Genomic DNA, 16980 nt, shown 5'->3' with positions numbered 1-16980 from the left:
GGCTAAGACCTGTGATTTTACAAGGTCTTAGCCGTTTTTTATTTAAGCTTGATGATATTTCTTTTCTAAGTAGTAATAGATTGGTAAGCCAATCAATGTGATTCCCAACCCGATTAAGGCTAAGATCGTTTGCGTGAATAAGGTGTTAATCACAATAAACGTTCCCCCTAAAATCGCGATTAATGGGACTACTGGATATAAAACTGCTTTGTAAGGCCGTTTCATTTCTGGTTCGCGTTTACGCAAGATAATCACTGCGGCAAAGGTCATCACATAGAATATCCAGATGACGAAGATTAACATATCGGTCAATGTGTTAAAACCACCCACAAAAATCATACCGATCGCAATCACTAATTGTAAAATCCCGCATAAAATTGGAATGCCAGCTTTTGATAAGCGGCTAAGTTGTTTGCTAAATGGTAAGTGTTGTTCAGTTGCCATCGCATATGGCACGCGCATCCCGGTCATTGTATAACCGTTAATTGCACCATAAACCGAAACTAAGATCCCGATGGTTACTAGCTTGCCACCGAAACCGCCGAATAAATGACCAGCTACTTCGGCAGCGGCATTTTCGTTACCAGCAATCTGTGAGATTGGTAAGACTAGTAGGAAGACTGCGTTAACTAAGAGGTAAACCACCATTGTTCCAAAAAGACCTAACAAAATTGATTTTGGTAAATCTTTTTCAGGATGGCGCATTTCCCCGGCAATATTCCCAACATGAATCCAGCCATCATAGGCAAATAACGTTGCTAATACCCCATTACCCAATGCTGATAAGACATTATTCGATGTACCCGTTCCTGCTACAGTAAAGAGTGAAACGTGACTTGCGTTAGTCCCCGGGTTAATTAACCCAAAAATAATAATAATAGCTAAAGGAATTAATTTAAAGACAGTCGTAAAGGATTGAACAAAGCCACCCACACGACTTCCAAAGAAGTTCATAATTGTTAAACTCGTTGCGACAATGACTGCAACCGGAATTTGCCAGCTAGGCGCCCATCCAAATAAATTCAAACATTGTGTCGCAAAAATAATTGATAATGCAGCAATATTGGCCGGGAAATAAACCGTTGTTTGCGCCCAACCTAGTAGGAAGGCTGCAACACTGCCATAAGTTTTCTCAATATAGCGCATCATACCGCCGGTTTCTGGAATCGCAGCTGCCAGTTCAGCAGCCGTTAAGCCCGCACAAATCGTGATGATACCACCAAGCAACCAGGCCAACATTGTTAGCCCCGTTGAACCTGTGACTTCTGTTACTGATGATGCTTTAAAAAAGACGCCTGCGCCGATAACAGTCCCCATTACTGTTGATAAGGCGGCCGTAAAGCCGACTGTTCGATTTAATTCTTGAGGTGGTGTTTGCGTTTTGATATCAATCACTCCTTCCTAGGTATAAAAAAACATTAGTTATCATATTTTAAACTAAAATAAATGACAGTTAAAGCATTTTCTGCGGGTAACACTGTTGAAAATCAACCAATGCTCCCATTAGGTTAGCATCGTCTTGATACTGACTCGCTAAAAGTGGTGTCTCAAATGGCGCCAGCTGAACTTGCGTTAATAATTTGCGACGTTCAATTTCAATATGGGGGACTAAAAAATCAATCTTTTCAAGACCGCCCCCTAAAATAATGGCTTCTGGATCAAAACAATATTGTAAATTATAAATAGCTTGCGCTAAATATTGATAAAAGGCCGTAGTCACTTGGTGTGCCAAAGAATTGCCTTGTCTCGCCAAAGCAAAAATTTCCGTTCCCGTCAGTTCAGCATGGGCTTGTTGATTATATTGTTGCGTTAAATAAGTAATGGTTCCCACCTCACTTAGCGGATGACCATCAGACATTAACATCGCACCAAATTCACCACTAAACAGATGCGAGCCATGTTGAATGTGTCCATCAATAATGACCGCACCCCCAACATCTGAGTCAATCGCCAAATATAAAACGTTCTGTAAGCCCTCTGCTGAACCACTGCCTAATTCGGCCAAGGCTGCACAATTAATCTCATTTTCCATAATGACGGGTAATCCAAATCGCATTTCTAATGCACTTTGAATTTCAAAATTATGAATGTACGGGAGGGCACTGGCACCTTCAATAATCCCAGTCGCTTTATTGACTGCCCCGGGTGTGCTCATTCCCACGCCGACGATTTGATCTGACAATTGATATGTCCGAACAATTTTGGTCAACGCTGCATAATAAGCATTTAGCGATTTAGGGGTCGCAACCATTCCCTGCTTTGTTAACTTATGAGCAGTACCATCCCATAAGGCAAATTTAATGGTTGTTCCCCCAACATCAATCAGCGCTAAATTAGCCATTCTCCAATCCCCCCCAATTATTATTTAAGATAACAATTGTTAACTTTTGAACTTAATCAAAAAGTTAACACCTCGCTATTTGTAACGCTTTCATTCTAACATAAAATACCCCATACCGCTATTCTACTTAGAATGGACAATTCTATTGCTTTGTCCGCTGTGTTTCGCTTCGGTAAGCGTTATCATTGAATTGTGAAATAATTCAAAATAAGGAGCCCCATCATTATGAAAACAAACTTTGATTTTTTAATGCCTAGCGTTAACTTTTTTGGCCCTGGCGTCATCGAAAAGATTGGTGATCGCACCAAAATGTTAAATATTACCAAACCTTTAATCGTGACTGATACTTTTTTAGAAGGTGTTCCTGACGGTCCTGTCGCCCAAACACTCGCTTCATTGGATCAAGCCGGTGTTCAATATAGCATCTTTAACGGTGTTGAACCTAATCCTAAAGACCGCAATATTCAAGCCGGCAAGGCGCAATACCTCGCTGATGGTTGTGATGGCCTCATTACTGTCGGGGGTGGTTCCGCTCACGATTGTGGTAAAGGAATTGGTATCTTGCTCACTAACGGTGACGACATTACCAAATTAGCTGGGATTGAAACCTTAGAAAACGCCCTACCACCACTATTAGCGGTTAATACAACTGCCGGAACAGGTTCAGAATTAACCCGCCACTGCGTTATTACAAATGAAGAAACCCATCTTAAATTTGTCGTCGTTTCTTGGCGGAATATTCCGCTCGTTTCATTTAACGATCCAATGTTAATGTTAGATGTTCCCGCTAAATTAACGGCTGCAACCGGGATGGACGCCTTTGTCCAAGCCATCGAACCCTACATTTCAACCAACCGTAATGCGATTACTGATGGCCAATGTCTCCAAGCCATCAAGTTGATTGAAGAAAGCTTGCGCGAAGATGTTGCTAACGGCCATAACATCGAAGCGCGGACCAAGATGTGCGAAGCTGAAATGTTAGCAGGCATGGCTTTCAACAACGCTGATCTTGGTTACGTGCACGCAATGGCCCATCAATTAGGTGGCCAATATGATGCCCCTCATGGTGTTTGTTGTGCCCTCTTATTACCAATCGTTGAAGAATTCAACATCGTCGCTTGTCCCGACCGTTTTGCAGAATTAGCACGCGCGATGGGCGAAAATACGGATGGCCTTTCAACAAGAGATGCCGCTGAACTTGCTATCAAAGGGATGCGCCAAATGGCAGCCGATGTTGGTATTCCAACTAGCATCAAAGCAATCGGTGCTAAACCAGCCGATTTCGAAATGATGGCCGAAAATGCTTTGAAAGACGGCAACGCCTTTTCAAACCCACGTAAGGCAACTAAAGCAGAAATCGTTGCCCTTTTCCAAAAGGCATATGACGCTGAATAATTTAAATAAAGCCAATCGTCTTTTACTGACGATTGGCTTTTTAATTGTTTCATGTTACACTTAACGGGAAAACAGCCGTTAAATCGGCCGTTTTAACCAACTAGATTTTTTAAAGGAGCGTCAACAACATGTCAACTCAATTTGATCGTCCAGGTTTAATAATTGAATAACTGTTTGGTCTTTTTTTAAGGGCGCTTCTATTGACTCTATTTTTATAATACTGCTAATTAACGATAAGAAGCTGCTTACCAGCTTCTTTTTTAATGCAGAAGATTCCCTTAAAGAGGGCCAACTTAACAAAAAAGGAGTCTCATATGCAAGAAACAAAAATGGCACAAAAACGAGTATTAATTACTGGCGTTAGCAATCGCCAAACAAACTTTGACTACACAATGCGTGAATTAGGCGAATTAGCCCGCGCTGATAACTTAGAAGTGGTTGGTGAAGTACGCCAAAACATCGATCAAGCTAGTCACCGAACTTATTTTGGTAAGGGTAAAGTCCAAGAAATCAAGGCTGAAGCCGCTCAAGCTGACGCTGATATCATTGTCGTTAACGATGAACTATCCCCTTCACAAATTAGAAACCTTGAAAAAGAATTAGAAATGAGTATTCTGGATCGCACTCAATTGATTCTAGAAATCTTTGCGAGCCGCGCCAAGACTAAGGAAGCCCAACTACAAGTTGCGATTGCCGAAGCAAAATATCAATTACCACGTTTACACCCTTCAGAAAACAAACTGGATCAACAAGGTGGCGGTGGTTCAACTAACCGTGGGGCCGGTGAAACACAACTTGAATTAGATCGTCGTTTAATTGAAAAACGGATTACTAAATTAAAGGGTGAATTAGCCCAAATTGATCAACAACAAGAAGTCCAACGTCGTCAACGGACTAAAAATGCGGTCCCTGTTGTAGCACTCGTTGGTTATACCAATGCTGGTAAATCAACAACGATGAACCGTATTTTACAACGTTTGAATCCAGACACACCTGAAAAACAAGTTTTTGAAAAGGACATGTTATTTGCAACCCTTGATACAAGTGTTCGCGAAATTGTTCTTCCTAACAAGCAGAAATTCTTATTAAGTGATACGGTTGGTTTCGTTACTAAATTACCTCATCACTTGATCCAGGCTTTCAAATCAACCTTGGCTGAAGCCGCGGGTGCTGATCTATTGATTCACGTTGTCGATTATTCAGATCCTAATTACCTCGATATGATGAAAACAACACAAGAAACGCTCGACTCATTAGGTGTTAAGGATATTCCGGTCATTGAGGCTTACAATAAAGCTGATTTAAAACCTGATACCCGCTACCCAGAAGTCGATGGCACACAAATCGTTTACTCTGCACGTGATGAGGTTGCTATTGATGCTTTAATCGCGCTCATCAACAAGCAACTCTTTGAACAATATCCAACTCTTGATTTTCTCATTCCGTTTACAGAAGGCCAAGCGGTTGCTTACTTAAGCGAACGCGCCAACATTCTGGAACAAAGTTATGAAGAAGAAGGGACTAAAATTCGGGCACAAATCAGCCCTGATTTACTAGGTGCCGTTCAAAAATATGTTCAAGAATAACTAAAAAAACAGCGTCGAAAACAGTAATTGTTTTCGACGCTATTTTTTTAATTATTGATATTTTTGAAAAACTTTATCCGCTGCTTGCATAATCCGTTGCACATCAGCCGAATCAATTTTAGGGGCGATTACTGGGCCATCCTGTTCATAGGCACTTGAAATCGTTTCTAAGGCCTTTTGCGCACGTGGACTTAACATCACGTATTTGTTTTGTCCGTTCGCTATCGCGCATCCCTAAGAGCCAGCCAGCATCCTTTAAACGATAGAGGTCTTCTTCAACCAATCCCGCACTGAATACAATTTGTGCATCAACATATCGACCCGTTGTCATCTCATTAATCCGTTGTAATAAGATAGCATCGTCTAAACTGATATTAACGTCACGGCAAATTTCTTCTAGGTGGTCAAAATAACTAAGACTTGCCATACCGGCTTGAACCGTTTTAATCATTTCGCTTACAGGATCTTTTCTATTTAGGTAATATACTGACATTTTGATAACCCCACTTCGTTCGGTATTAACAACCTTACTTGATTATCTTTATTCTATACCAGCAGGTCGCGAATAAATATCGGGGTTTTTTTAGATTTGAAAAATATCGCGAAACAATCATTAATCATTAGCATCAACAATTTTTGAAAAGTTGTAATAGTTTGATTAGCGATTGGTTATCGTAAAGACAATCGGCTTTTTAAGCGGATCATAGCCCTTAGTTGCCGATACTTGCACCAAACGGTACGTATCAGGATCGAGATGTGTGATGCGAACTTGACCATGTTCATCGCTCTTCAAGTTTTCGACAAGCACTTTACCACTTTGATTTTGTAATTCATATTTCGCTCCAACCAAAGCTTGGTTCGTATTGCCATCTACTTGATTTACAATGACTGTCCCTTGTGACTGATGACTTTCAATCGTCACTTGTTTAAGTTGCGCATCCTGTTTAATCTCGATGATTTGATCGTTAGTTTGTTTTTGATAGCCAGGTGCCGCCGTCAATTGTACGAGTCGATATTGACCAGGTGTGAGGTCGTCAACTACGACTTGACCAGTTGCACCCACTACAATTTCTGGCCGAACCACCTGACCAGCTAACGTTTCCAATCGATAAGTTGCACCAGCAATCGCTAACTGCGTTTTCTGATCCCTATCGATCAATACAAAACTCCCCAATTTAACATCGGGTGCTTGTTGCTCAGCCTTAATGGCGACCGTTGCCGTTTTACGATCCGTAATGGCCACCTTTGTCACTGCCGAATTAATTTCGTACCCAGTTGGTGCCTTGATTTCTTGAACAGTATATTGCCCCACTGCTAGTTGGGTCAATTTAATCTGTCCTTGACTATCAGTTTGATAATAACCGACTTCTCGACCGCTTTGATCCTTAACCTCAAAGTAGGCCTTTGCAATCGGTGCGCCCTTTTTAGTTGTATGCTTAATCAGTAACTGCCCCATTTGTGCTTCATCTGTTACCGTTAGTTGTGTTGCTCGCGGTGATTTTTCAGACAACGCTACAATTCTAGGTTCAGTTGCTAACCGGTAACCAAGTGGTGCTTCCACTTCAGTTACGCGATAGCGCCCTGGTTTTTGGTCCGGCAACTCAGCCCGACCGGTTTGATCCGTTTCAACTTTAGTCATCTGACCAGTTTTCAGTGACTCGACTTTAAAGACAGCACCTGATAAAGGTTGCCCTTTTAAGTTAGTTTTATTAATCGTTAAGGTTTGCAATGGCATCTCAATTCGATTAGCTTGTAATTGTAACTGATTTTCACCATAACGGCTGACATCTAATTGACTTTGATCAAACGACAATTGATACCCGGTCGGTACTTGTAAAACCTCAACCCGATAGTGCCCCGTACTTGCATTGGGGAGTATAGCCTGTCCGAATCGATCAGTTGTCAATTCCCAAACGGTCTGACCTTGGTCATCTGGTTGATCGGCAGTTAGTCGCAGTAAAACACCAGCAACACCTTGAAAGTGATTATCTAAAATCTGAATGCGCAATGGACTGATTGGCGCAGTCACTTCACGTTTATCAGCAAAGCGGACTTGGTATAACCGTTTTTCATGGGCTTTAATCGTCACAAACTGAGGTGTTTGATCCAACTGATAGCCAGTTGGAGCTTTTGTTTCCTGAATCTGATACCGTCCTGGGTTCAACTCAGTAAAGTGTAGTTGCCCGGACACCGTCTTTTGCATTTGTGTCTGACCAGTTGCCAAATTAGTTAATTTAATGGCCGCATCGTCTAGCCCTTGCCCTTGTTGATTGGTTTTATGCACGATAATTTGCTGTTTTTCAGTCACTTTTAGCCGCTGATTATCAACTGTTACTTCAGTGTTTTGTGCCCCATCAGCACCCACAATCGCCGTTTGAATCGCTGCTAGTGGCTCGTAGCCCGCAGCATTGGCAATTTGCTCGTAAGTTATTTCGCCTGTTGGTACTTGCTTAATGGTCACTTCACCATCTTGATTCGTCTTTTGAGAAACAAAAACAGTTTGACCGTTATCAGCCGGCGTTGCTGTCGTTAAAGTAAAAGCAGCATTGGCTAACGGTTGATGCGTTGCGGCATCGCGAACTCTAAAAGTAACATCCGCTACCGTTCGTTGCAATTGCCAATCTACAGTATTCTGATGGTCGTTACTAATTGTTAATGACTGAACAGCAGTGGCTGGCTGATAACCCGCCACCGTTGATTCTTGCGTCACTTGATAGTCGCCTACTGGAACAGCTGCCAAAGTAGCTTTACCTGTTGCCGTTGTCGTAACTGTTCGCTCATAACTTTCTTTAGAACCCATCAGTTTGAGCTTTAGTTGAACGCCAGCTAGCGCTTTTCCTTGCGCATTAGACGCATTCAAAGTAACGTCATGTTTCGCATCCGTTCGTTGTATCTGATGAACAAACGAAACAGCTGTTGTTTCCTGATCAAGGGTTATTTCCTGGGAAATGTTAGCCAATTGATAGCCATCCGGTACTGCAACTTCTCGAATCTGATAACGCCCCGCGGGTAATTGCCCAACTGTTACCTGCCCGTTATCATCAGTTTGAACGGTTCGGTATTGTTCATTAGCCATCGTCGTAACACGATAGCTCACATGTGGTAAAGCTATTCCGGATTCTGAAAGACTGGTAATCTTTAACATTTTAGTCTGGCTAATTGCCGAAAAATTGACCTGCGCCGTTTTATCTTTAGTAACCGTTATAACTTGATCATTAGCGCCTACAACACTGTAATGAGGGATCATCTTTGTAACGGAAACGCGATAATCGCCAGTTGGTAAGCTTGTCCAATTCACCTGTCCATAATTATCAGTCGTTCCAGTCTTCTGATAAGTTGCATCCTTAATTGACTGTAAATGTAGCTGAACACCGACAAGCGGATCACCAGTTGTTTGGTCCGTAACTGTTGTCATCATCTCACCTTTGGTCTTGCCAAAAACAACCGTCGTCGTCAACGATTGATTAGCGCTAACCGTGACAGTCGGAGCCCACTGTGGTTCACTACTATCTGGGTGAAAAATCACTTTCAATTGATAACGTCCCGTTGGTAATGTCAACTTAGTCCAACCCTTGTCATCACTTGCTGGTGCCGTGTAACTTTCATTTGTTTTTTGATTAACCGCCATTAAAACAACACCAGACACCGGTGTGCCGTCTTGTAATTGCGTCTTAACAACTAAGTCACCTCGACTCGCATCAGTGTAGTATAAGTGATAGAAATTAGCTTGATCCGCAGCAATTTCAATTAGTTCATTAGACTTTTCCAATTGATACCCAGTTGGTGCAGCAATTGAGCTAACGTGATATTTCCCAGGCATGATGCCACGAACAGTATGCCCTGTTAGTGTCTCAACAACTATTTTGAAAAAACCACGATTATCTGAACTTAACGTATAGTCGTATTTGCCATTCTCTGATTTTAGCATTGGGAACAGCTTGTTCATTATCATCAAGCCCACGAATTACAAAAGATTCAACTGGTGATTGCTTCTTAGTATCGGTTGCCGCTGCTAATGCGGATATATCAAAAAGGCTCAGCATTAAGCTAACAACCGTCAAAATAACCGTTAGTTTCCGAAAATAATGCTGTTGCTTCAATTCTATCACCTCATTCAATTTCATTTTGAACAGCGTATACCCCTTGTCCTGCTAGTGCACCAAAGACCGCCCCGACTTGAGTTGTTGCGCCGCCAGATGGTGTATTAGGGCTCATACTTTGTTGGAACATCGCGATATCTTTTTCAACTTGAGCGTGATGCTTCAGAAAATCTGCTTGTTGTTGATCTTGGTTTGCATTGTCTTGCCCTTGTTGATTCCCATGTCCTTGGCTGCTTGCCTTAGCATGTTTCTTAATCGTTTTTTTTGCGATTTTATGGGTATTTTTAGCTGTATTAGCGGTTGTTGCCTCAGCAGCTTTAGCTTGATCCTGGGTCGTTTGCGCAACGGATTGCGCCGCTGTTGATTTATCGCTTGCATTAGTCGCTTTTTGAGCTGCACGTTGTTGCTCTTCTGCTACTTCTTGCGTATTTGCTGTCTTAGATTGATCCTGCTGTGCTGCAGGAACTTGTTGGGCCGTTGTTGTCGATTGATTAGTCGTTTGTTGATCAGGTTGCGTCTTTGAAACTGGCTGCTCTGTTTGGGCAGACGAACTTGAAGACTGTGAGTCTGATGATGACTCAATCACCTTTGTCGGATAGTTTTTAACCGTAATATTCAATTCATTACCCGTTAAAGCACCTGAATTTTCTTTTCCAACAGCGGTATCTGCTGCTGATACTTTTTGAACTTGTTGCATCAAAAAAGTTTGTGAAAAACGATAAACGCCTAAACTAAGAATTGTTAAGGCGAGGATCTGCTTGCCTGATTTCATAGTTTCCCCTTTTTAATCGCGACCACTAAATCCCCAAATTGCTGCCAGTTCAAAATAGTAGGCGGATTCTTCCAAATTAATTGTTCACAGGTCAACGTGCTTGAGTAAAAATCAGATAGGTAGAGGTCCGTCCGTTCATCAACGGTCGTTTGCACTTCGATATTCAGATTGTTAAAGTAGTTGACTGTTTTCTTCATATACTGATTATAGAGTCTACCTTGTGAGAAATCCACACAAATATAAACACGATCTTTTAATATTTCGAGCGGAATATCTTCAATACAGGCAAACATGTAATCATAATACAAACTCGCCTGTTTACGCCAATCCAAATCCGTTTCTTGTTTGGTCGTAAACGTCAAAATAATTTGATGAAATAGTGGATTTGCTTCTGCAAAATAGGTCAATTGTTGTTCATCAATAAAGGTTGTTGGTTCTGTGTAAAAAGGTTAAATGCTTTGCATGAATTTGATCTAAATCATGCGCTAAGTTAGCCAGAATATTTTGAGCTTGTTCACTATGCGCTTCATCTTTCATCAAGACGTGCTCAACTTTGCTAACAAATTGGCCGGTCTTTTGCGACACACCATTTTTAAGGTCCGGTGTTAAATAGTCAATTTCAAGTGGTACATAACTTTCGGTAAATAAAAACGTCAGTAGACCTTCTGCTTCCACTTCTAGCGGAATTCGTAATAACTGATAGTTAGTCGTCAGCATGCTCAATACCGGCTGCCATAGTTGCGGTTGTTGCGTCTTAAAATCGGGCGCTAATAAGGGGGCAGTTAACGCGTTTTTCCCCCGTAATCGCAGTGATTGTACCTTGAGATAAGTCTCCAACTTTGTAATTGTCGTTGGTAGTAGATTAATCTGAAACTGATCGCGCATCGTCACTAACATCTGGTCGACAGTTTCTTGGAATAACGCCAATGGTTTTTCAATGCCATTAAAGTAACTATAATAGATTTCAAAAACAAACTGGCGAATCTGCATTTCTGGGCCAATCAACTGATTTTTTTTGAATTGAAGATTAAAATGATCTGCGACTTCTACCATTTCCTTCCGCAATTCATAGAACTTAGTTTTCCCAATGAATAAAGCATCGCAAAAGTCAGTCGTTTCATTTTTGCCTGGATTCAATAAACTAAATTCAAACATCTTGAATAAATTGGATTGTTGTAAGTAGTCTAGTCGAATTTTACGGACGATTGATTCACTGATATGGCCACTTTCAAAGATGCCATCCCCATTAATTCTCAAATAACTCTCAGGGCTCATCATCGCTAAATCCGCATTAACCGTCTCAACATATTGACTAAGTTTGAACTTAGATAAGCCCAATAATTTCATCGCACGATTTACTGTTAGATAGTAATCCCCATGATCAGCGACTAATTCTAATAAATAATATTGATAACGATAATTCAAATCTAGAAATTCATTATGGATTTCCACTCATTTTCCTCCAGATTAGATTTAAGCTCTTTTTTGATAGGCCATTTGAACCATTAATTGATAAGGATCACTGCCTTCAACAACCCCACTACGGCCGGCCATCTTATGTGGTCCACCAGTAATCCACGTGTGGGCAATCGCTAATTGATAACGATCGGTTAATTCCTGGATTGGTGTGAGCCCCACTGATTTGATAACAGCAAGTGGCGCCTTGGCCATCGCGTTAATGCCACCATAAACCACCCACTGACCGTCTTCTTGTTTAAGCTCATAAAACGGTAAGGCCACTCGTTCACCAATTGCATAAATTGGGCGTTGGAAATGTTGTGCTTGCTCGTAAATATCGGCATCTGCCAACCCAGCGTAATTTAAGCTGATATAGCCAGCTTCAATTAATTGTGCGACTAATTGGTCGAGTTGTTGTTGATGCGCACTATCGACTTCTAGTTGTGCTGGTAGCAAATCCTTCTCTTCAAATAAGCCGGTTGCTGGCTGGACTTGTGAGATGATTTTAGGCTTAGCTGTTTGTCCAGCTAAGGGATGTGGCGCAGTTGGATCGCCACCCAGCGCCTTTTCGACGTATGGTGACACATCGACAACCGCGTTGCGACCACGATAATAGAAATAAAGATTCATCACTGCAAAATAGAGTAATACTAAAAAAACAATTAGATTAATCACGCCTCGTCCAATTGCTTGTGCTCTAAAGTAGTAGATGCTCTTATATAGTAAGTAAAAATCACCGATTAGACAGATGATTGAAAAAATTCGGTTTTTAACCCGATTATTAATGTTTAAGTAGCCAAAATAATGATTAATGATATCCAAAAAAGATAACATTGCGCATTCCGCCTTTCAATATTAACAGCAGTTCGTTATTGCGTTGCACTACCGCTAGTGACCTTGGCCACGTTTTGGGATGTCCCTGTTGATGACGCTGCACTACTGCTGTTATTAGTTGTTGTTTGAGTATCACTTGTTGTATCGCTTGAATCAGCTGACTCGTCGTTTTGCGTTGTATCAGTCGTCTCGCTTGAGCTGGTTTCCGTCGTATTATCTGTACTTGATTGTTCTTGATCTGACGGCGTTGATGTTGATTCCGAGCTGCTTGATACTGATTCTTCCAGTTCGCTAGATGATTGGCTGCTAGTCGTCTCATCGCTTTCTGAACGACTCGCTGATTGACTACTGCTTACACTGCTTTGTGAGCTTTCTGAAACGGAAGTCTTTTGCTCCGTCTTAATATTAGCGACCGGTTTAACAGTATTAACAACGACGTTCGTTGCGCTCATTGCAATAATTAATGAAATAATCGCTGCTGGGGGCACGATTGGGGGCGTATGAAATGCCATAACACTCTTCCTTCCTATCTATTCATTTTCTTGACAGTCTTCACAAAGACCGTATAACTCAAATTGATGTCCTTCAACTTGGCAGTTGGGGAGTTGATCACTGAAGAAATCCAGTGGACACATCTTCAACTCAATCACCTTGCCACAGTTACGGCAAATAAAGTGATGATGGTGACGATGTTCAAAATCACACTGATACTTCACATGAGCTTGTTCGCCTTCAGTTTGTTGCTCCACTAAACCGAGCTGCTCAAAGTCTTTAATATTGCGATAAATGGTATCATGACTCATCCCTGGGAAAATCGCCCGCATATGATCGTCAATTTGGGTCACTGGGATGTAATGATTTTCGTACTGCGCTAAATAAGTCAACATTTCGCGACGTTGCTTTGTGATCTTAAATCCGTTTGCTTTTAAAACGGCCAGCGCCGTCGTCATTTCACTCATTTTAATCGGTTCCTTTCTTAATACCTACTATTCAGAATAACTGATTATAGCATTAATCGTCGTCATTTTAGTTTTAAATGGTTTAATTGCTACACACTATTATTATACGCTCTTATAATGGTCCGTGACGAAAAACAATTTCCCCTTTTAACAAATTTTAATCAAACTCGAGTAAAAATAGTTGCAATTAACCCGGTCAAGCGTTATGATAATACTCAGATGGTTTTTAGGAAACCGTCTTCATTGGCCTTCTACCAGTGTTTTAGTTATTTGAAGGGAGATTTTAATTATGCAATTACAAAACAAAACTAATAATTGGTATCATGTTTCACTTGATACGCAAACTCAAAAATTTATCGCAACTGCAACGAACAATGAAAAAATCAGTGCAAGTGGTATTACAATTGAACAAGCTGTCCAAAAATTAACATTTAAAGTGAAACAACCTAACCGTGCAAACAAGCGACAACTTGCTTAAGCACTAATCGTTAAAAGGGAAGCCTGACAAAACAACGTTTTGTCGGACTTCCCTTTTTTGTTATTGACGTAACTGTTCAATAATTGTCGTCAATGTCTTTTGCGTTTCTTGCCAGTCATCATTCACAATAATCTGTGCTTGATCATGTAACGGTCCTGAAACCATTAAATCCCGTTTAAATTCCGCACTCGCAAGACGTTTTTGGATTGCTTCTGGTGAATCATTACGCTTTTCTAAGCGACTAATTAAAGCTGTTGCTTCCGAGACCGTTAAAAATAAGACGGTTACTTGTTTGCCAAAGGTTTCCAGATAGGTCTGAGCCCCTTTGGTATCAACCACTAAACTGATCAATGGGGACTTCGCCCAAGCTAGCTCAAGCGCTTCATGTGAAGAACCATAATGATAGCCTGAATAAGTCACTGATTCGATTAAATGCTTCTGTGCAAGCGATGACTCAGTCTCGAAATAGTAATCCACACCATCGACTTCGTTATGCCGTTTAGGCCGCGTCGTATGGGTTACGACTTGGGGAATCTGATACATTTCGGTTAACCAATGACTAACCGTTGTTTTACCACTACCGGTGGCGCCTGTAATCACTAATAACTGTTTTTCTACCATTTTTATCCCACTTCTCATCTATTTTAACTAAAAAAGTTTGACCCTTCCTTCTCAGGGAGAGCCAAACTTTTTTCTGTTTAATATTAATTGCTTAACTAAATCCGACGACCAAAGTCAGGTTTGTAATATTGCATTGACATGGTTGTTACGCTTTGACCAGGTGCCGGTGCATGAACGTATGAACCGTTACCGATGTAAATTCCAACATGATGTGCTGAACCAACGCCACCCCAGAAAACAAGGTCGCCAGGTTGTAATTCTGATAATGACACTTGTGTCCCAAGCTTGCTTTGTTCTTGTGATGTCCGTGGTAAGCTGATACCAGCCATCTTAGCTGCATACATCACTAAACCTGAACAATCAAAGCCACCAGGTTGTGCACCACCCCATGCATATGGTGTACCAATAAATTGTAGTGCGTTTGACACTAATGAACCTGTGTTAGCAACTGGCTTTGTTGTTGCTTTTGAGGCTGAGTTACTGTTGTTACTTGGTGTTGTTGCACCAGTATTATTGTTTAAAACTGATTCTATCTTAGCTTTGTCTGATGATTCGTTCTTAATATCGCTTGATGTTGATTCTGATTTTGTTGCCGTTTTTGGTGCTTCAGCTTTAGCGGCTTTGTCTGCTTCCGCTTGTTGTTTAGCGGCTTCAACAGCGGCTGCCGTTTGTGAATCCAATTGGCTTTGTAAGTTAGCTAATTGTGTTTTATGACCTTCAACTTCTGTTTCAAAACGCTTTTGTTCTTTTTCAGCGTCATCTTTTAAAGTCACTAATTTAGCTTGATCAGCTTCTAATTGTGATTTAGTTTTAACTAAATCTGCCTTTTTAGTTTCTTGCGTTGTTTTTAAAGTTGCCAATGTACTTTCTGAATCACTAACAGCTGTCATTGCTTCTTTGCTGGCTTGGTTTAACTTACCAACAACTGACGCACGACTCATCATATCTGAGAAGTTATCACTATTGACGATAAAATCAACATAGACGTTCCCTGAGACGCTGTTACCCGCTTCTTTTTGAAGTGAAACAGCTTGCTTCTTCATCACGCTCTTACGGGCTTGCACTTCAGCTTTAGCTTTTTCAATTGATTGATCAAGTGCAACGATTTGTTGATCAGTTGACTTGATATTTGCTTTAGCATCATCAATGGCAATGACCTTGTTAGAAACTTGGCTATTGATTTCTGACACTTTATTTTGAGCATCGTTTAATTTCGTTAACAAAGCGGCATTTTCAGCACTAGTTTTCGTAATGGCAGCCTTTGTATCTGTTACTGAATCGGCACTAACAACACCCACGCTCATCGCAATTGGTGCACTGATTGATAACATCGCTAACGCACTGACCATTAACTTACCTAATTTTTTCACTTTGTCCACTCCTGTTTTTAATATAATTAACTACTTAATACCGTCCATATTTCTTATCCGTTTATCAGTGTATCATCTGACTGTTACAGGACTGTTACAATTAAATTACTATCACGAGTCGATGTCTGCTATATCAATGTTTTTAATCACTAACAATTGCTGAATTTGCGCCCATTGCGTCTGACCAATTAAGACGGCAGTTTCATCTCCGTTTGCGTCAACTACTTCATAGGATAACGGCTTAACATTCACCTCTTTGACAATTTGATTAAACATCTTTTTGGCATAGAGCGCCTGAATTTTTTTAGTTTCCAAAATAACCACCTCATCATTCATTTTAATTAAGCTTATCATAAGCCTGTTTAATTGTGTTTCAATCGCTTTCAGCTTAAAATGAAACCATCTTCTAGGAAATGGGGTTTTAAGATGCAAATTACAAGACATGATCAACCACTCGAGACAATTGGGACACCACCTAAAGTCGGTGAGCAATTACCCGCTTTTGAATTGGTTGATGCAGATCACCAAACACGCACAACCCAACAATTACTGGGCAAACGAACATTGATTAGCATTGTGCCAGATATCAATACACGTGTTTGCAGCATTCAAACAAAACACTTTAATCAAGCAATTGATCAATTTACAGATATCAACTTCTACACCGTTTCAACGAATACCGTTGAACAACAACAAGCCTGGTGTGCCGCTGAAGGTGTTCAACTGATGCAACTCCTCTCCGATGAAGCCTTGAGCTTCGGTAAAGCCCTCAATTTATACGTTCCTAGCAATAATACGTTGCAACGGTCAATTATGATTGTCGAAGCAGATGGCACAATCAGCTACGAAGAATTAATCGTTGAACAAACTGACGAACCAAATTATGCAGCGGCACTCGAATTTTTAAAATCAGCTCACTAATTAAGTGAATCCGCTCAAAGCCACACCAATGTTGGTCGTGGTTTTTTTATTAGCCTGATTGTTCAACCTATCACGTGAGCGATGTGATAGGTTGAACAATATTGCTTTACCTTGATGCTTGGCGTATTATACCTATACCAGTTAC

18 protein-coding genes are annotated in these 16980 nt (G+C 40.9%); 4 read left to right on the top strand and 14 right to left on the bottom strand.

Annotation, left to right across the window (positions count from 1 at the left end; translation table 11 throughout):
• Positions 1–42: 42 nt before the first annotated feature.
• Positions 43–1317 carry an APC family permease gene (locus NDN60_RS06610; protein ID WP_229295532.1) on the bottom strand — a complete coding sequence of 425 codons (1275 nt, stop codon included), beginning with the start codon at positions 1315–1317 and terminating at the stop codon, positions 43–45.
• 136 nt (positions 1318–1453) lie between these two features.
• Positions 1454–2341 carry an ROK family protein gene (locus tag NDN60_RS06605; RefSeq protein WP_076632323.1) on the bottom strand — a complete coding sequence of 296 codons (888 nt, stop codon included), beginning with the start codon at positions 2339–2341 and terminating at the stop codon, positions 1454–1456.
• A gap of 225 nt (positions 2342–2566) precedes the next feature.
• Between NDN60_RS06605 and NDN60_RS06600 the strand changes: the two genes are divergently transcribed.
• Complete coding sequence (locus NDN60_RS06600; RefSeq protein WP_099947591.1) at positions 2567–3736, top strand: iron-containing alcohol dehydrogenase; 1170 nt, start codon at positions 2567–2569, stop codon at positions 3734–3736.
• 314 nt (positions 3737–4050) lie between these two features.
• Positions 4051–5322 (top strand): GTPase HflX, encoded by a 1272-nt coding sequence (gene hflX / locus NDN60_RS06595; protein WP_016264397.1) that lies wholly within the window; start codon positions 4051–4053, stop codon positions 5320–5322.
• 145 nt (positions 5323–5467) lie between these two features.
• Here the strand turns inward: hflX and NDN60_RS06590 are convergent, their stop codons facing one another.
• The 9 genes from NDN60_RS06590 to NDN60_RS06550 all read right to left on the bottom strand — a co-directional run bounded on the left by NDN60_RS06590 (position 5468) and on the right by NDN60_RS06550 (position 13445).
• The gene (locus tag NDN60_RS06590) at positions 5468–5815 is read right to left on the bottom strand and encodes a hypothetical protein (protein ID WP_099947181.1); all 348 of its coding nucleotides are present in this window, start codon (positions 5813–5815) and stop codon (positions 5468–5470) included.
• A gap of 165 nt (positions 5816–5980) precedes the next feature.
• Positions 5981–9250: a SpaA isopeptide-forming pilin-related protein gene (locus tag NDN60_RS06585; protein WP_147658287.1), complete on the bottom strand. Its 3270-nt coding sequence runs from the start codon at positions 9248–9250 to the stop codon at positions 5981–5983.
• Complete coding sequence (locus NDN60_RS06580; RefSeq protein ID WP_128522126.1) at positions 9201–9422, bottom strand: hypothetical protein; 222 nt, start codon at positions 9420–9422, stop codon at positions 9201–9203. Before NDN60_RS06580 ends, NDN60_RS06585 begins: the two co-directional genes overlap by 50 nt.
• Before the next feature lie 10 nt (positions 9423–9432).
• Positions 9433–10194, bottom strand: a complete 762-nt coding sequence (locus tag NDN60_RS06575; RefSeq protein ID WP_056948580.1) for a hypothetical protein — start codon at positions 10192–10194, stop codon at positions 9433–9435.
• A complete protein-coding gene (locus NDN60_RS06570; RefSeq protein WP_056948578.1) occupies positions 10191–10601 on the bottom strand; it encodes a hypothetical protein in 411 nt (136 codons plus the stop codon). Before NDN60_RS06570 ends, NDN60_RS06575 begins: the two co-directional genes overlap by 4 nt.
• 10 nt (positions 10602–10611) lie before the next feature.
• Positions 10612–11646, bottom strand: a complete 1035-nt coding sequence (locus tag NDN60_RS06565; RefSeq protein WP_082267821.1) for a helix-turn-helix domain-containing protein — start codon at positions 11644–11646, stop codon at positions 10612–10614.
• 21 nt (positions 11647–11667) lie between these two features.
• Positions 11668–12486 (bottom strand): DUF6681 family protein, encoded by an 819-nt coding sequence (locus NDN60_RS06560; protein WP_035147527.1) that lies wholly within the window; start codon positions 12484–12486, stop codon positions 11668–11670.
• Between the two features lie 35 nt (positions 12487–12521).
• Positions 12522–12998: a hypothetical protein gene (locus tag NDN60_RS06555; RefSeq protein ID WP_056948575.1), complete on the bottom strand. Its 477-nt coding sequence runs from the start codon at positions 12996–12998 to the stop codon at positions 12522–12524.
• Positions 12999–13016: 18 nt separating this feature from the next.
• Positions 13017–13445, bottom strand: a complete 429-nt coding sequence (locus NDN60_RS06550; protein WP_016264389.1) for a Fur family transcriptional regulator — start codon at positions 13443–13445, stop codon at positions 13017–13019.
• 289 nt (positions 13446–13734) lie between these two features.
• On the opposite strand from NDN60_RS06550, the gene NDN60_RS06545 reads away from it, so the two are divergent.
• The gene (locus tag NDN60_RS06545; protein ID WP_056948573.1) at positions 13735–13923 is read left to right on the top strand and encodes a hypothetical protein; all 189 of its coding nucleotides are present in this window, start codon (positions 13735–13737) and stop codon (positions 13921–13923) included.
• 60 nt (positions 13924–13983) lie between these two features.
• Here NDN60_RS06545 and NDN60_RS06540 read toward each other — a convergent pair whose 3' ends face one another.
• The 3 genes from NDN60_RS06540 to NDN60_RS06530 all read right to left on the bottom strand — a co-directional run bounded on the left by NDN60_RS06540 (position 13984) and on the right by NDN60_RS06530 (position 16238).
• Positions 13984–14544, bottom strand: coding sequence for a guanylate kinase (locus tag NDN60_RS06540; protein WP_011373820.1), 561 nt, complete (start codon positions 14542–14544; stop codon positions 13984–13986).
• 95 nt (positions 14545–14639) lie between these two features.
• Complete coding sequence (locus NDN60_RS06535) at positions 14640–15914, bottom strand: C40 family peptidase (RefSeq protein ID WP_056948571.1); 1275 nt, start codon at positions 15912–15914, stop codon at positions 14640–14642.
• A gap of 111 nt (positions 15915–16025) precedes the next feature.
• Positions 16026–16238, bottom strand: a complete 213-nt coding sequence (locus NDN60_RS06530) for a hypothetical protein (protein ID WP_372786907.1) — start codon at positions 16236–16238, stop codon at positions 16026–16028.
• A gap of 102 nt (positions 16239–16340) precedes the next feature.
• Between NDN60_RS06530 and NDN60_RS06525 the strand changes: the two genes are divergently transcribed.
• Entirely contained in the window at positions 16341–16835 is a 495-nt protein-coding gene (locus NDN60_RS06525; RefSeq protein WP_011373817.1) for a thiol peroxidase, read from the top strand.
• Positions 16836–16980 lie beyond the last annotated feature (145 nt).

Source organism: Latilactobacillus sp. (assembly GCF_033176295.1).
Taxonomy (GTDB): domain Bacteria; phylum Bacillota; class Bacilli; order Lactobacillales; family Lactobacillaceae; genus Latilactobacillus; species Latilactobacillus sakei.
This window is presented reverse-complemented; position numbering and strand designations above follow the sequence as displayed.

Coding starts and splice junctions, on each gene's coding strand:
- NDN60_RS06550 (WP_016264389.1), bottom strand. CDS start 13,445: ATGAGTGAAATGACGACGGCGCTGGCCGTTTTAAAAGCAAACGGATTT.
- NDN60_RS06560 (WP_035147527.1), bottom strand. CDS start 12,486: ATGTTATCTTTTTTGGATATCATTAATCATTATTTTGGCTACTTAAAC.
- NDN60_RS06525 (WP_011373817.1), top strand. CDS start 16,341: ATGCAAATTACAAGACATGATCAACCACTCGAGACAATTGGGACACCA.
- NDN60_RS06575 (WP_056948580.1), bottom strand. CDS start 10,194: ATGAAATCAGGCAAGCAGATCCTCGCCTTAACAATTCTTAGTTTAGGC.
- NDN60_RS06555 (WP_056948575.1), bottom strand. CDS start 12,998: ATGGCATTTCATACGCCCCCAATCGTGCCCCCAGCAGCGATTATTTCA.
- NDN60_RS06605 (WP_076632323.1), bottom strand. CDS start 2,341: ATGGCTAATTTAGCGCTGATTGATGTTGGGGGAACAACCATTAAATTT.
- NDN60_RS06600 (WP_099947591.1), top strand. CDS start 2,567: ATGAAAACAAACTTTGATTTTTTAATGCCTAGCGTTAACTTTTTTGGC.
- hflX (WP_016264397.1), top strand. CDS start 4,051: ATGCAAGAAACAAAAATGGCACAAAAACGAGTATTAATTACTGGCGTT.
- NDN60_RS06540 (WP_011373820.1), bottom strand. CDS start 14,544: ATGGTAGAAAAACAGTTATTAGTGATTACAGGCGCCACCGGTAGTGGT.
- NDN60_RS06610 (WP_229295532.1), bottom strand. CDS start 1,317: ATGGGGACTGTTATCGGCGCAGGCGTCTTTTTTAAAGCATCATCAGTA.
- NDN60_RS06590 (WP_099947181.1), bottom strand. CDS start 5,815: ATGTCAGTATATTACCTAAATAGAAAAGATCCTGTAAGCGAAATGATT.
- NDN60_RS06545 (WP_056948573.1), top strand. CDS start 13,735: ATGCAATTACAAAACAAAACTAATAATTGGTATCATGTTTCACTTGAT.
- NDN60_RS06585 (WP_147658287.1), bottom strand. CDS start 9,250: ATGCTAAAATCAGAGAATGGCAAATACGACTATACGTTAAGTTCAGAT.